The organism is Flavobacterium psychrotrophum, assembly GCF_003403075.1.
GTDB lineage: Bacteria > Bacteroidota > Bacteroidia > Flavobacteriales > Flavobacteriaceae > Flavobacterium > Flavobacterium psychrotrophum.
Window position 1 is genome coordinate 4106147 of record NZ_CP031557.1, and the last position, 15303, is coordinate 4121449.

8 protein-coding genes are annotated in these 15303 nt (G+C 42.8%); 4 read left to right on the plus strand and 4 right to left on the minus strand.

The window, feature by feature from the left end; translation table 11 throughout:
• Nucleotides 1–10: 10 nt before the first annotated feature.
• The gene (locus DYH63_RS17750; protein WP_116790075.1) at nt 11–7462 is read right to left on the minus strand and encodes a fibronectin type III domain-containing protein; all 7452 of its coding nucleotides are present in this window, start codon (nt 7460–7462) and stop codon (nt 11–13) included.
• Between the two features lie 312 nt (nt 7463–7774).
• On the opposite strand from DYH63_RS17750, the gene hflX reads away from it, so the two are divergent.
• The 3 genes from hflX (at nt 7775) to DYH63_RS17765 (ending at nt 11178) form a co-directional block, all read left to right on the plus strand.
• On the plus strand, nt 7775–9007 hold the full coding sequence (hflX, locus tag DYH63_RS17755) for a GTPase HflX (protein WP_116790877.1): 1233 nt from the start codon (nt 7775–7777) through the stop codon (nt 9005–9007).
• Between the two features lie 233 nt (nt 9008–9240).
• On the plus strand, nt 9241–9831 hold the full coding sequence (locus DYH63_RS17760) for a TetR/AcrR family transcriptional regulator (RefSeq protein WP_116790076.1): 591 nt from the start codon (nt 9241–9243) through the stop codon (nt 9829–9831).
• 60 nt (nt 9832–9891) lie between these two features.
• On the plus strand, nt 9892–11178 hold the full coding sequence (locus DYH63_RS17765; RefSeq protein ID WP_116790077.1) for an MFS transporter: 1287 nt from the start codon (nt 9892–9894) through the stop codon (nt 11176–11178).
• 125 nt (nt 11179–11303) lie between these two features.
• Here the strand turns inward: DYH63_RS17765 and DYH63_RS17770 are convergent, their stop codons facing one another.
• On the minus strand, nt 11304–12197 hold the full coding sequence (locus tag DYH63_RS17770) for a DUF3078 domain-containing protein (protein WP_116790878.1): 894 nt from the start codon (nt 12195–12197) through the stop codon (nt 11304–11306).
• A gap of 66 nt (nt 12198–12263) precedes the next feature.
• Entirely contained in the window at nt 12264–12779 is a 516-nt protein-coding gene (locus DYH63_RS17775; RefSeq protein WP_116790078.1) for a DUF2480 family protein, read from the minus strand.
• Nucleotides 12780–12884: 105 nt separating this feature from the next.
• Here DYH63_RS17775 and DYH63_RS17780 point away from each other — a divergent pair, with 105 nt between their 5' ends.
• A complete protein-coding gene (locus tag DYH63_RS17780; protein ID WP_116790079.1) occupies nt 12885–14780 on the plus strand; it encodes a M1 family metallopeptidase in 1896 nt (631 codons plus the stop codon).
• A 201-nt stretch (nt 14781–14981) separates the two neighbouring features.
• On the opposite strand, the gene DYH63_RS17785 is transcribed toward DYH63_RS17780, so the two are convergent.
• Nucleotides 14982–15299 carry an SUF system Fe-S cluster assembly protein gene (locus DYH63_RS17785; RefSeq protein ID WP_116790879.1) on the minus strand — a complete coding sequence of 106 codons (318 nt, stop codon included), beginning with the start codon at nt 15297–15299 and terminating at the stop codon, nt 14982–14984.
• Nucleotides 15300–15303 lie beyond the last annotated feature (4 nt).

Here is a 15303-nt window from a genome sequence, read left to right on the forward strand (position 1 = left end):
TCCATAATTATTATTCAGGTCTGTTGATGTATACCCATCCGGTTTTACTCTCACCTGTACTACGTACAATCATGTAGAAGTAAGCACCCGTAGGAAGTTCATCTCCATTTTTAGCATTTCCGCTAAACTGGTTTGTATAGGCACCTTTGTGGCTAAATACTTCCTGACCATAACGGTTAAAGATTGATATTTTAGTTACACCATATCCGGTAAGGTCAAACGTATCATTCAGTCCGTCATTGTTAGGAGAAATACCCCTTGGTATTTCACAAATAGTATCATCAACAAGGACATCCTCTATTGCAGGACAAATTGCGCCAGCTTTAGGAGTTACCTTTATTTTATATGTTCCTGAACCAACAATTACCTGTGACTCACCACTACCAAGTACTGCACCTGTAGGCGAAGTCCATTCGATAGTTACATCATCGGCATTATAAGAAGGATCACCATCTAATGAAAGGGTAAGTTTATATTCTATACCATCACATCCTTGTGTTACCGCAACAACCGGAAGCGACGCTATGATAACCTCAGTAGAAGCTGACACAGAAGGACACTCAGGCGAACCAGTAATAGTATTTAGTACCTGGTAAGTACCCGGCTGGCTTCTGTCAAGATCAATGATACCTGTAGCAGCATCAATTACAAGACCTGCCGGAGTGCTGGTAAATGTACCAGACGCATCATCAAGTATTGGTGTAGGTATTGCAGTACCCTCTACACAGTATGCCTGGTCAGCATAATCAAATGTAGCTATAGGCGCAGGATCTACAGTAATAGTTTGTGTTACAGGAACCGGAGTACATCCGTTTGCAGCAACAAGTGTATTCGTTACTATATAAGTACCCGGTGTACTTGTTGAAGGCGTTATAACTCCTGTAGCACTGTCTATAGTAAGGCCAGGCTGGTTTACAGTAAATGCTCCGGCAACACCGCCACCTACAAATACAGGGCTAAGTGATGCAGCATTAGTACAGAAAGTACTGTACTGGTACTGGAAGTCTGCCACAGGAAGTTTAGTAACTTCAACCCTGAATGTAGCAGGTACAGCAGGACAACCCGCTGCAGCAGCCACTGTATACACAACATCATAAGCACCCGGTGTGCTTGTAGCAAGGGTTATGTCTCCTGTTAAAGGATCTATAGTAAGTCCTGCTGGTGTTGCAGTAAACGCACCACCTGTAGTTCCGGTAACAATTGCTGTAGCAATACCACCATCTGTACAATATGGGCTGTTAGCATAACTAATGCCAGCCACAGGAAGCTCTGTAATGGTTATTGTGGCAGGGCCAAACTGCTGTCCGGCACATATTGTAGTAGCAGCCACAGTATAATAAACATCATAAGTTCCCGGTGTACTTGCCGCAAGGTCTACATCTCCACCACTTACAAATACAAGTCCCGGTGTTGAGCTATACACTCCACCTGTTGTACCTGTAAAGGTTACTGTAGCTACACCACCATTTGAACAATAAGGTGTATTGTCATAAGCAATTGTAGCCTCTGGCGCAGCCTCAATAGTTATTTGCGCAGTTGTTACAAACTCCTGGCATGATCCGCTTGCTGCTATAGTATAAGTAACCGTATAAGTACCCGCCTCTGATCCGGCAAGTGTAATCTCGCCTGTTGCAGGGTCTATAGTAAGAGAAGGATCTGTAGTGTAAACACCACCCGCATCGCCGGTTCTTATTACGGTTGCAACACCACCACTTGTACAGAATGGTGCAGTACCATAATCTATAGTAGCGGTAAATGCAGCACTAATTACAATAGTAGCAGTAAATGGCACAGCAGCACAAGGGCCGTTAGCCGGAGTAGTATAAGTAACAGTATGTGTACCTATTGTACTTGATGCAAGGGTAACTTCTCCCGTTACAGGATCTATTGTAAGGCCTGCATCTGATGTAAATGTACCACCTGTAGCACCTGTTAAGGTTACTGTAGCTACACCCGAATTATTACAATATGTATTAGGACCGTAAGAAATAGTTGCAACAGCCGGTGCAACAATCTCTACACTTGCCGTTGCAACAAATGCAGGACAAGTAGCTGTAGCTGCTGTAGTATAAGTAACAGTATATGTACCCGCTGTACTAGTAGACGGCGTAATAGTACCTGTTACAGCATCTATAGTAAGGCCTGCAGGCGCAGTATATGCTCCTCCGTTAGTACCTGTTTGTGTAACCGGTGCCGTAGCAGTAGTTGTACAAAGTGGTGTAGGATAGCTAATAGTAGCCGTAGCAGAGTTATTTACAACAATAGATAGTGGTACTGTTTTAGTACATGTTAATGAATTTGCATCTGCAATTACAACATATAGCGTTTGTGTAGTTACGCTAAATGGCACAGATGTATCAATAGCTCCCGTATTACTGTTAGCATTTGCCTGGCTTGTGTAAATGCCTACAAGAACATAATCTGCAGGATCCAGGGTACCAAGAAAATTGATGCCCGCAAGGTTAGCCAACGCTGTACCATTGTCTCCACAAAGTATAAGCGGTGCAGGTACTGGTGGCGTAAACGGATTACTTATAGATATTGTAGCCTGATCTGTAACAGGATCGCTGTTTACAGGAACCGGCATTGTAACAACAACACTGTAAACGTGTGTTCCTTCTGTTGTAACTGTTACTGTTTGAGTTGTACTTGTAGTACTTACAACAGTAGGTGTAATTGGGTTTGCATCTTCAAACCACTGGTATGTATATACCTGAGCAACCCCAGGGTTATTAACAGTAGCAGTAATGTTATGGCTTGTAGTATTACAAAGCACACGATCAGGGCCAACGTTTACTGTAGGAATACAGCTAATGCTTGGGCCTGAAACCTGGCTGATAGTAGTATTACCCGGCTGACCATTAAAGTTAGTTATCAATAGTGCGAATACCTGACCCGGAGCACCGGTAACACGTATCGTTTCTGTAGCTGAAGCAGAATATGAACAGTCTACAATTAAAGATGTATTTAATGGGTTACCTATTCGGCTACATGCCTCTCTAAGCGACGTAAATGGCCCAAATGCGGCAAAGTCAACGTCAATAGGTTGTCCGGCAAGTGTTACCTGCCTAAGGTTAAGTACTACCTGTCCGGTTCCATCAAGGGTAATATAATACCATGTAGGGTTTGGTGTTGTACTAAGACAGCCTACTGTACCATAAACCGACTGAGGGGTATTAGAGCTACTTGGCTGAGGCTGTGCAAGAAGACCCGCACAAAGTGCCTGTGCAGCCGCAGGAGACTGAGCAGAAGGAGCAAAAGCAAACGGAGTCCATGGGCTATAACCCACAGCATTTTGACATACTGCCCTTACATAGAATGTATAGTTACCAGGTGTAAGCCCCTGTACATAATAAGATGGCTCTGTTACTACTGTACCAGATGTAGGCTCCGGTCCTGTAGCAGGCCCTACGGCAACCTCCCATGAAAGTTCGTTTGAACCTGCAACCCATGTAAAAGTACCACTGCTTGCATCAAGACAGTTTACCTGAACGTTTATTGGCCTGTCGCAAATATCAAGTGTCCTGAAGTTTGTAGGACCTGTCCATAAGCTTATATCAGTTGTACTACATACAGACCTTACATATACAGAGTAGTTTCTTGACTCTACTAATCCTGTAATTACATGCGGATTATCTGTAACAACAATTCCTGTAGACGTTGCTGTAGGCGCAGGGCTTCCGGCAGGTATCACAAATATTTCCCATGTTGTAGCAGGAGGGTTACTTGTCCAAGATACTGTAGTACCTGAACTTGTTGTACCGCCAACGGTTACAAGTGATGGTTGCGGACATGTAATTGTAGTAAGACTTAAGTTATCAATAGCACCTGCAGGATCTGTTCCTCCGGCATTATTGTTTCTCCATTCAAACACCAGCCTTACTGTAGTACCAGAGTAGGCAGATACATCTACCGGCAAGTTGAATGTAGTCCAGTTAGCACTATCGCTAAAATTAGCCCCTAGCGGTATACGGCCTACTCCAGGAGTAGTTTGTGTACCTGCAACAGGGTAATAAGATATTGGCACTATCCATGCACGAACATAATCAAGGCCTATTTCTCCTCTGTTTCTCCAGTCAAAGCTTACTAACATATCTGTAGTAGTTGCAGGTATTGTTATATCGCGGTAAGCATGTACTGTTGATGTAGCTGTTTTAGTATAAGCATTGCTTACACCATTATCGTTAGTTACATAAAGTGAGTGCGTAGGGCTGTTACTTACAGCTGTACCATAAAACCATTGGTTTGTCTCGGCACCATTTGTAAAAGTAAAACCATTCTCTGTTTCAAAATTCTGAACATAAGGTATGTTAGTTGGTATCTGTTCTGTAGTAAAGTTGGCAGGGCCAGTCCATTTACTCACACCATCTGTACCACCACAAACAGACCTTACATAAAACTGGTAGTTAACACCAGCTACAAGGCCACTTGCTGTATAAGGATTATTTGTTGTAATAATACCTGTAGACGTATCTGTAGGAGCAGGATCTCCTGCAGGCACTATAAATATTTCCCATGTTGTAGCAGTACCCTGCTCTGTCCAGGCAAGTGTTGCACCGGTACGGGTAGGAACAGTTGCAACAGGGTTTAGAGGCTGCCTGCATCGAACAACGCTTACATTTACATTATCTACAGCTCCCGGAGGGTTAGTTCCGCTTGAAGCATTGTTTCTCCACTCAAATACAAGCCTCATTGTCTGGCCTGCAAATGAAGACGCGTTAAATACTGTTGTATAAGTATCCCAGCCTGCATTACCGGTAAGAGTAGGACTCACAGGAAGACGGGTTGCATTTTGTGTAATGCTGTTTCCGGCAGTAAGTGCATACGCTAACGGAACTGCCCATACACGCACATAATCCTGTCCTGCTTCTCCAACGTTTCTCCAGTCAAAAGATATATTAATATCTGAAGCATCTGCAGGAACTATCAGGTCGCGGTAAGCATGTACTACAGAACTTGAAGTAAGGCTGTAATTGTTAGTTGCTCCCTGTGTGTTAGTAACATATAAGGCATGGGTAGGGCTGTTACTTACAGCTGTACCATAAAACCACTGGTTTGCCTGGTTACCACTTGCCTGGCTACCACTTGTAAAGGTAAAGCCATTAGAGTTTTCAAAATCCTGAGATAACGGTAAGGCTGTAGGCACCTGTAATGTACTAATTATTACCGGGCCACTCCACTTACTTACATTACCGGGACCACAAATAGCTCTAACATAAAATTTATAGTTAGTACCATCTACAAGGTTAGTAGGAGTATAAGAGTTAGTGGTAACCACAACACCTGTAGATGTTGCTGTAGGTGCTGCCTCATGGGCAGGAACTACAAACACTTCCCAAGACGTTGCCGTACCCTGGTTTACCCAAGTAAATGTAGCACCTGTTTGTGTAGGCGTAGTAACCGCAAGGGTAATAGGCTGACGACAGGCAACTACCGCAAGGTTTATGTTATCAATAGCTCCGGGAGGGTTAGTTCCTGCAGAGGCATTGTTTCTCCACTCAAATATAAGGCGCATTGTACCACCCGCAAATTGCGTTGCATTAATTACACCCTGAAAGTTAGTCCATGTGCCATTGTCTGCAAATTCGCCTATCCTTATACGGTTAGCCGCAACAGAACTTTGAGTACCCGCTACAGGTATATATGCGCTTGACGCAGCATATACCCTTATATAATCCTGACCTGTTTCACCCACGTTCCTCCAGTCAAAAGATATATCAACATCTGTTGTACCTGCAGGAATTAAAATGTCGCGGTATGCATGAACGGTAGAACCAGATCCTACGGTATAAGCATTACTTACACCATTATCGTTAGTTACATAAAGTGAGTGTGTAGGGCTATTGCTTACAGCAGTACCATAAAACCATTGGTTGGTTTGTGTAGCATTTACAAGGCTAAAACCACTATTGGTTTCAAAATCCTGCACATAAGGTAATATTGCAGGAATTTGTGTTGTACTAAAGTTTACCGGACCACTCCAAAAACTTTTATCGTTAGTACCACATACGGCCCTTACATAATATTTATAGTTAGTAGCATCAACAAGGCCTGTAACTGTGTAAGGATTTGTTGAAACTATTATTCCTGTAGATGTTTCAGTAGGTGCAGCATCTGCTACGGGAACAACAAAAATTTCCCATGAAGTTGCCGTACCACGGTTTGTCCATGCAAGTGTAGCTCCATCCTGTGTAGGGCTCGTAGCAAGAAGCGTTATAGGCTGAGGACATGTTATAAGGCTAATGTTTATGTTATCAACAGCCGCAGCGGGGTTACCACCATCGCTACCGTCATTTCGCCATTCAAAAACAAACCTCCTTGTAGTACCGGCAAATTCAGCCACATTTATAATCTGGCTGTAAGTAATCCATCCACTATTTGTAGAAAAGTTACCACCTATTTGCCTGCGTATGTTATTTGCAGCAGTACTAGCAGTAGTTCTTGTTCCTGCTGCCGGGCTATATGCGGTAGGCGTATTCCATACACGCATTACGTCTGTATCAATTTCACCATTTGCTTTCCAGTCAAAAGCAACATTTATTTCTGTAGCACCCACCGGAATAACAATATCGCGGTAAGCATGCACTACAGATGCAGATGTAGAAAGGTAGGTGTTAGAAGCACCATTATCATTACTAACATACATTGAGTAAGTAGGGCTGCTGCTTGTAGCACTGCCTACTACCCATTTGTTAGCCTGGGTACCATTTACAAAAGTGAAACCGTTAAATCCGTTTTCAAAATTTGCAACAAAATTAAGGTCTGCCGGAAGTGCCGGCGTATTAAATGTAAACGGTCCTGCCCATGGGCTGTAATTTCCTGCAGGCGCACAAACCGAGCGTACATAAAACTGGTAAGTAGTACCTGCCGCCAGGCTTGTAGCCACATAAGGCAATGCACCACTGTAAGGAGTTCCTGTTGCCGCATTTGGAGTACCAAACGGCACTACCTGTACTTCCCATGAGCCAGATCCGGCAGCATCTGTCCAGGTTAAGTTGGCAGAGTTATTAGTAATAGTTGGTGCCGAAAGCCCGGTAGGCGTAAGACACTGTGTTACAACACTTACATCATCTATTAGCCAGCGATCGCCGTTATTACCTCTAACAACAAAGGCTACATAGCGCTGCAAACCGGTATTAGCTGCCGGTATGTTTACTATCTTTTCTTCATACTGTTGTTGGTTGATTGTTTGTAATGTAAGCTCGGTATAATTTACAAGTTCTGTAAATGAATCCCTGTCTGCAGGGTTTGTACCTATCATTATTTTAAATAATGTATTCTGATCATTAGGAAGCGTTAACCTCGACCAAAAATGCAGTTGAGCATTTGTAGGAACGTTAAACGAAGGTGTTATTAACCAGTCTTCGGTTAACTCGCCGGCTGCCATGGTTTCCCTATCAATATAGGCGGCATGAGCACCGGTGTGGGCAGGCTGTGTAGCCCCCCTGAAGCTTGAACCCAAGTCCTTGTGGGACCCGCAACGTTGATTATCGCCCACCCTGCCGGGCCTGAACCGGTAGTCCAGGTTCCTTCGAAGTCCTCATTGAACTGAGCATAGCTCATTAAAGAGGTAAGGAAAACGAAAACCAAAAGAGTAATTTTCTTCATAGTTTAAAGTTTAGGTAAAATTAATTCCCAAATTTAAAAAAATATAACACATGGTTAACCTAATGCTAAATTTTAACAAAAATTTGCACAAAATAGTTATAACCTCACAACGATAAATTAATTACACCCTAATTTTGTACTTTTGCTAAACCAAGAAAAAAATGCTATGCTCGAAAAAGAAACCATTCCTTTTGAAAAAACTGTAATTGCGGGGGTAATCACCCAGCAACAAAGCGAAGAAAAGCTTACCGAATATCTCGATGAGCTTGAATTTCTTACATTTACGGCCGGAGGACAGGTAGTAAAGCGTTTTTCGCAACGCATGGACAAACCTAATCCTAAAACTTTTTTAGGTACCGGTAAAATTGAAGAAATACACAATTACATAGTTGAACATAATGTTAAAACAGTAATTTTTGATGACGAGCTTACGCCTGCGCAGCAAAAAAACCTTAACAAAATATTAGACTGCAAGGTTTTAGACCGTACAAACCTTATTTTAGACATTTTTGCACAGCGTGCAGAAACTTCTTATGCACGCACCCAGGTAGAGCTGGCACAGTGCCAGTATTTACTACCACGCCTAAGTGGTATGTGGACGCACCTTGAACGCCAGCGTGGTGGTATAGGTATGCGTGGCCCCGGTGAAACAGAAATTGAAACTGACCGCCGTATTGTGCGCGACCGCATTGCATTACTTAAAGAAAAAATCAGGACCATAGACCGCCAAATGGGCGTGCAGCGTGGTAATCGCGGCGCCATGGTGCGCGTAGCACTTGTAGGGTATACCAATGTGGGCAAAAGTACCCTGATGAATGTTATAAGCAAAAGTGAGGTTTTTGTAGAAAATAAGCTTTTTGCAACCCTTGATACTACGGTACGAAAAGTGGTAATTAAAAACCTGCCGTTTTTACTTTCTGATACCGTTGGGTTTATACGCAAGCTTCCTACGCAACTTATTGACTCGTTTAAAAGTACGCTGGATGAAGTGCGCGAAGCTGATCTGCTATTACACGTAGTAGATATTTCTCACCCGGAGTTTGAAGACCACATAGCATCTGTAAACCAGATATTACAGGACATAAAAAGTAACGATAAGCCTACCATAATGGTATTTAATAAAATAGATGCCTACAAACCGCTTATCATTGATGAAGATGACCTGGTTACCGAAAAAACCGCACGCCACTTTAGTCTTAATGAATGGAAAGATACCTGGATGAGTAACGTAGGCGAAAAGAACGCCCTGTTTATTTCTGCCACCAATAAAGAAAACTTTGAAGAGTTCCGCGAAAAGGTATACGAGGCTGTAAGGGAAATACATATTACACGTTTTCCGTACAATAAATTCCTATACCCGGATTATAAAGAAAACCACGAAGTAGAAAAGGAAGACTAACTTTAAAAATCGAAAGCCTTAAAGTTGCCAATCCCACCTAACGTACAGTAGAGAAAATAAAAAAGCCGAAAATCAATTTATATGATTTTCGGCTTTTTTATTTGAGTACTCTATCTATCCTTCAGTCACATCACACGATAGATTACTGAAAAATAATCCTTTAAAAAAATATTTTGATCGATTTTTAAAAATGAATGAACATTCACTTATATTTGCGCTTCCAATATAACTGAATGCGCATACGTAATACAAACAAGCAGGACCTGGTAAAAGCTAAGGCTATCGAACTGCTGGTAAAAGAAGGTTTTGAAGGTTTTAGCATGGGCAAGCTTGCAAGGGCATGCAGCATATCTGTAGCTACACTCTACATTTATTACCATGATAAAGACGACCTTATTAAAAAACTGGGCTGCGAACTGGGCGACCGCTTTTTTGAAGCTGCCCTTACCGATTTTCATCCGGATATGCACTTTGCAGATGGCCTTAAAAAACAATGGGATAACCGGATGGCTTATACATTAGCCAACCAACAGGAAACCAAGTGTTATGAGGTAATACGCCATTCGCCGCATGGCGAGTATGTGTTGCAACAAACCGCTAAGGGTTTTGGCAACATCATGGGACAGTTTTGCCACAACGCCGTGCTTAATAATGAATTGGTACCTGTAACCATGGAAGTTTTCTGGAGCCTGGCTTTTGGCCCGTTGTATAATATGCTGCGCTTTCATGCAGAAGGCAAAAGCCTGGGCAAAAGGCCATTTTCTATGACCGAAGCCATGAGAGACGAGGCTTTCAAGCTTGTTATTAAGGCGCTTACACCGTAGTGGAGTTCAATCATCATCATCAAAAATCAAATTACACACACATCAACAAAAAGAATTTTTATGCAACAACCTCAACCGGCAGCCCCTTTTTCGGGCTACCAGAAATTTGTGATATTTATACTGGCCATCACCCAGTTTACCGTGATCCTCGACTTTATGGTTATGTCGCCACTGGGCGATAAACTCATGAAATCTATCGGTATGGCACCAAATGAATTTGGCATTGCCGTATCTGCCTATGCCTTTAGTGCAGGTATATCAGGCTTATTAACAGCCGGCTTTGCCGATAAATTTGACCGTAAAAAGCTGTTATTGTTTTTTTATACCGGCTTTATCATTGGCACACTGTTTTGTGGCCTTGTAAACAGTTATGAAGCCCTGGTGGCTGCCCGTATATTTACCGGGCTATTTGGCGGTGTTATAGGGTCTATATCTATGGCTATCGTGGCAGATATCTTTGGGCTGCAACAGCGTGGCCGTGTAATGGGCTTTCTGCAAATGGGCTTTGGTGCCAGCCAGATACTGGGTATTCCTATTGGGCTGTACATTGCTAACATCTGGGGATGGCACGCGCCATTTTTATGGATCGTAGGCATGGCAGCTATTATTGCACTGCTTATTCTACTTAAACTGAACCCGGTAAATGCACACCTTAAGCTAAAGCAGGACAAATCTCCGCTACTCCATCTGTGGCATACTATTTCGAAAGGCGATTACCGTATAGGTTTTACCGCTACTGCATTACTCTCAATAGGTGGATTCATGATGATGCCTTTTGGCAGTGCCTTTGCCATTAACAACCTTAAGGTTACAGAGATGCAGCTTCCGCAGATATATATTGTAGCGGGTATTTTTACACTGGTTTGTATGCCGCTTATGGGTAAGCTGAGCGATAAGTTTAACAAGTTCAGGATATTTACCATTGCCTGTTTCTGGACAATGGGTGTAATTATAGCCTACACACATTTAGCCGCTACTCCACTATGGATCATTATTTTGCTAAACGTGCTTATGATGGTAGGCATTACAGGCCGAATGGTTCCCAGTACTGCCTTGGTTACAGGCGTACCCGATGCCAAAGACCGTGGTGCTTTTATGAGTATTAACTCCAGTCTGCAACAAATAGCCGGTGGTATAGGCGCATGGATAGGCGGGCTTATAATCGTTCAGAAATCTACCACAAGCCCGTTAGAACATTATGATATTATAGGGTACATAGTAGCCGCAATAACGCTGTTGAGCATCTTCCTTATGTATCGTGTATACAAGATGGTACAACGCAAGGTAGCAAACCAGAATCCTTTAAAAGTGGACATTGCCGAAGAAATTCATCTTACAGAGATGTAAGATCTAAAGCTTTCCGGTTAAAATATCCTTTCGGATAAATATTCAACAAAAAACACCTGACGGATTTAAAACCTGTCAGGTGTTTTTTTATAACTATAAACCACGAACAATAAACTATAAACTCTTTAGAAACCATAATTAGCTGCTACGCCAAATACCTGCCTGATCTGGAAACCACGGTAGGCATTATCGTCATATATGGTCTGGAAGCTAAGGTTTGTAGTAAGGTAACGGTTTATCTTCATTACGATGTTTAGCTGATAGTCGATATCCACATTTTGAGGATCTTCCAGGTAGTTAGAATACAGGTTAACAATGTTCTCAAACGTTACGTTAGCAATTACATCAAGCTTATAATACATACTGGCATTAAAACCCAGTTCGTAACGCATACTCTTACCTTCTTTCACACCAAAGTAATCTTCGTTAGGCAACGTAAAATTCTTATCTACAAAAGTAAATTTAGAAGTAGCCGGAGAAAGGTTTATCTTAAGGTTCTCGTCACGCACATACTGCATACCGGGACCTACAAGTACATAAGCCGGAGAAAAGAAGTTGGTATAATCTTCACGTATTTCGGCACCATTCTCATCCTTGCCATAATTATATCCCTTTGTAAACTGTGTCCTGAGGTTTACAAAAGCAGTATAGTCCCAACGCTCACTGGCCTTCTTACCTACGACCGAATTAAAGTACAGGCGGTCGTCTGTCTTTTTTGCGAAAGAGCTATTGCGGGTTTTTACTATACCATAAGATGCAATAACCTTATTATCCCAGCTCCAATCGCCCTTTTTGTAATTAAAGTCATAATTAAAGCCCAGCGTACCGGATATGTTATTTTCACCACCCGCTACCCAGTTCTCAAACGTACTCTGGTTAAACAATAAAGACGCATTGCCTTTTTTTGTCCATGGCCCTATGGTGTCGTTATCTGCCTGGGCAGGGTTAGCCGGGGCATCCTGGGCTACGGCAGCAAATGCCGTAAACTGAAGTGCAAGGAGTAAAAATATCTTCTTCATACTATCGGGTTTTCCTACAAATATAAATAATGCTGAGGCTTTACGCCCCAAATATTACGTTAAAAACTACTTCTTTTTATACAAAGGCACTGAAGAACAGGCTTCTCCAAACATCAGGCTTTTAGCCACGGGCTGCAATTTTTGGGTTGCAAGTACGTAAGCCTCCTGCGGAACCGGCTTGCGCGAGCAGCCTTTAATAATTACCGGCCTAGCCTCATATGGCGTATAATCAAGACCGTCTAATATTTCCTGATACAGCAGCACATCGAGCTGGGCGGTAGTACCCTGTACCACTTTTTTTGCTACAGGCAGCAAGTAGGTAGTAACCAGCATATAGGCCCATGCCGGCACTATGGCATCGGTACTGCAATACAGGGCTACAAAAGCGCCGCCGTACTGGCTCCAGTCATGATTTTTAAGGCTTTCGCGAAAATCTTTCTCGCGCAGTACAAACCCTTCTAAAAGCCATCCTGATATATCCAGGGCTACACGCTGCCCTTCTTGGTAATAATCTTCAAGGTCAAAAACCTGCAGGGCACTGTTTGCCACACGGTTTACAATTTCAAACTCTTCGGTATCCATAAAATGTCATCTTCAAAATTACATTTACAAAGTTACTAACTATTTTTATGCGTTACCCTAACTTTATGACTTTGCTAATTTTATAACTTTCGCTAATTTTACCCCATGAGAACATTTGTAGCAACCGCTTTATTACTGGCCACCGGCCTTTATGCACAGCAAACCCCAAATAAGGGCTACTGGCAGCAACACGCAGACTATAAGATGGATGTGAGTATAGACGTAAAGTCTTATAAATATACCGGTAAGCAAGAACTGGTATACACTAACAATTCGCCCGATACCATAAGGCGTGTGTTTTACCATTTGTACCCTAATGCTTTTCAGCCCGGCAGTGAGATGGATGCCCGCCTGCAAACCGTGGCCGACCCTGATAAACGCATGGTAAAAACGGTTATAAATGGCGATAAGACCGTAAAAGAAAGCCGCATTGCTACCCTAAAGCCAAACGAGATTGGCTACCTTAACATAGCTAATTTTAAGCAGGATGGTGCCGATGCCAAAACAAAAACCGAAGGTACAATACTGGAGGTTAACCTTAACCAACCCATACTTCCAGGTAAATCGGCTACATTCAGCCTTGATTTTGCAGGACAGGTACCGTTACAAATTCGCCGCAGCGGACGCAATAGCGACGAGAACGTAGCGCTGAGTATGACGCAGTGGTACCCTAAAATGGCTGAGTATGATTTTGAAGGATGGCATGCAGACCCTTACATAGGCCGTGAATTTCATGGTGTGTGGGGCAATTTTGATGTAAACATTACCATTGATAAAAGCTACACCATAGGCGGAAGTGGTTACCTACAAAATAAAAACGAGATAGGTAAAGGTTATGAAGATGCCGGTACGGTAGTAAAATACCCTAAAAAAGCCAAAACGCTTACCTGGCATTTTATAGCACCAAACGTGCATGATTTTGCATGGGGTGCAGACCCGGAATATATTCACGATAAGCTTGTTGCAGCAAATGGTGTAGAGTTGCACTTCTTTTACAAAAACAATCCTGAATTTTTAGAGGGATGGAAAAAGATGCAGCCTAAAGTGGCTGAGTTATTAGAGTTTTATAATAAAAACGTAGGGCCTTATCCCTACAAGCAATATAGCGTGGTTCAGGGTGGTGATGGCGGTATGGAGTATGCCATGTGTACCCTTATTACCGGAAACCGCACTTACGGCAGCCTTGTGGGCGTTACAGCACATGAGTTTGCGCACTCGTGGTTTCAGCACATACTGGCTACTAACGAAAGTAAGTACCCGTGGATGGACGAAGGTTTTACCAGCTACATAAGCGACCTGGCTATGGATACCGTACTGCCTAAAAAAGTAAAAGAAGGAGAAGAGCCACAAAGCCCTTTTAAACCGGCTTATGATAATTACTTTGGTATGGTAAAAACAGGTAAAGAGCAACCCCTTACCACACACGGCGACCGCTACGATACCAACCGCCTGTACAGCATATCGTCTTACAGCAAAGGCGAACTTTTCCTTGCACAACTGGGCTATCTTATAGGCGAAGACAAACTTGCGGAAACCATTAAGCGTTATTTTGCCGATTTTAAGTTTACACATCCTACGCCAAACGATGTGCAACGCAGCGCTGAGCGCGTTACAGGCGCTCACCTGGACTGGTATGTAACAGAATGGTGCAATACACCAAACACAATAGATTATGCCATTAAAGAGCTTAAAGAAGACGGAAACAATACTAAGATAACACTGGAGCGCAAAGGTCGTATGCCGATGCCTATAGACCTTATTGTGGCATATGACGACAACACACAGGAAAGCTTTTATGTGCCGCTGCAAATGATGCACTACGAAAAAGATAACCCCTACCCTAACCTGAAACGCACGGTTTTAAAAGGATGGGACTGGGCACACCAAACCTATGAGTTTACCCTGCCAAGGACAAAAGATGCTATTCGCATACTGGTAATAGACCCAAGTGAAACTATGGCAGACGTTAACAAAGAAGATAACGTGTATTACAGGAAGTAGTAGACCAAGCAGTTAAAGAAAACAGGCAGCTCCATAACTGGCTGCCTGTTTTTTTGTAAGTATGCGCTAAAAGAACCCCGGAGGGGTGCCATAGCTATAGCATAAAATTAAACCACAAAAAAACAGCTCCGGAGGAGCGGCACATTACCATCTTCCGGAGCTGTTTTCATTTTTTTTGCGAACGCTATTTAAGGCAGGAAATTATAACATTCCCAGTTCAAGCTTGGCTTCTTCACTCATAAGGTCGCGGGTCCATGGCGGGTCGAAGGTAATTTCAACCTCAGCAGCAGCAACGCCTTCTATCCTTTTAATTTTCTCTTCTACCTCTGCCGGAAGGCTTTCTGCTACCGGGCAGTTTGGCGATGTAAGGGTCATTAATATTTTAACCTCATGGTCTGTATTAACCATAACGTCATATATCAGGCCAAGTTCATAAATATCTACGGGTATCTCAGGGTCATAAATGCCTTTAAGCACCTTTACGATCTCTTCGCCCAGTTGTGCGGTGTCTATTTCCATATCT

Bases quoted from the DNA above. Each gene is read 5' to 3' on its own strand.
- hflX (WP_116790877.1), top strand. From the start codon at position 7,775: ATGCTCGAAAAAGAAACCATTCCTTTTGAAAAAACTGTAATTGCGGGG.
- DYH63_RS17760 (WP_116790076.1), top strand. From the start codon at position 9,241: ATGCGCATACGTAATACAAACAAGCAGGACCTGGTAAAAGCTAAGGCT.
- DYH63_RS17765 (WP_116790077.1), top strand. From the start codon at position 9,892: ATGCAACAACCTCAACCGGCAGCCCCTTTTTCGGGCTACCAGAAATTT.
- DYH63_RS17770 (WP_116790878.1), bottom strand. From the start codon at position 12,197: ATGAAGAAGATATTTTTACTCCTTGCACTTCAGTTTACGGCATTTGCT.
- DYH63_RS17775 (WP_116790078.1), bottom strand. From the start codon at position 12,779: ATGGATACCGAAGAGTTTGAAATTGTAAACCGTGTGGCAAACAGTGCC.
- DYH63_RS17780 (WP_116790079.1), top strand. From the start codon at position 12,885: ATGAGAACATTTGTAGCAACCGCTTTATTACTGGCCACCGGCCTTTAT.
- DYH63_RS17785 (WP_116790879.1), bottom strand. From the start codon at position 15,299: ATGGAAATAGACACCGCACAACTGGGCGAAGAGATCGTAAAGGTGCTT.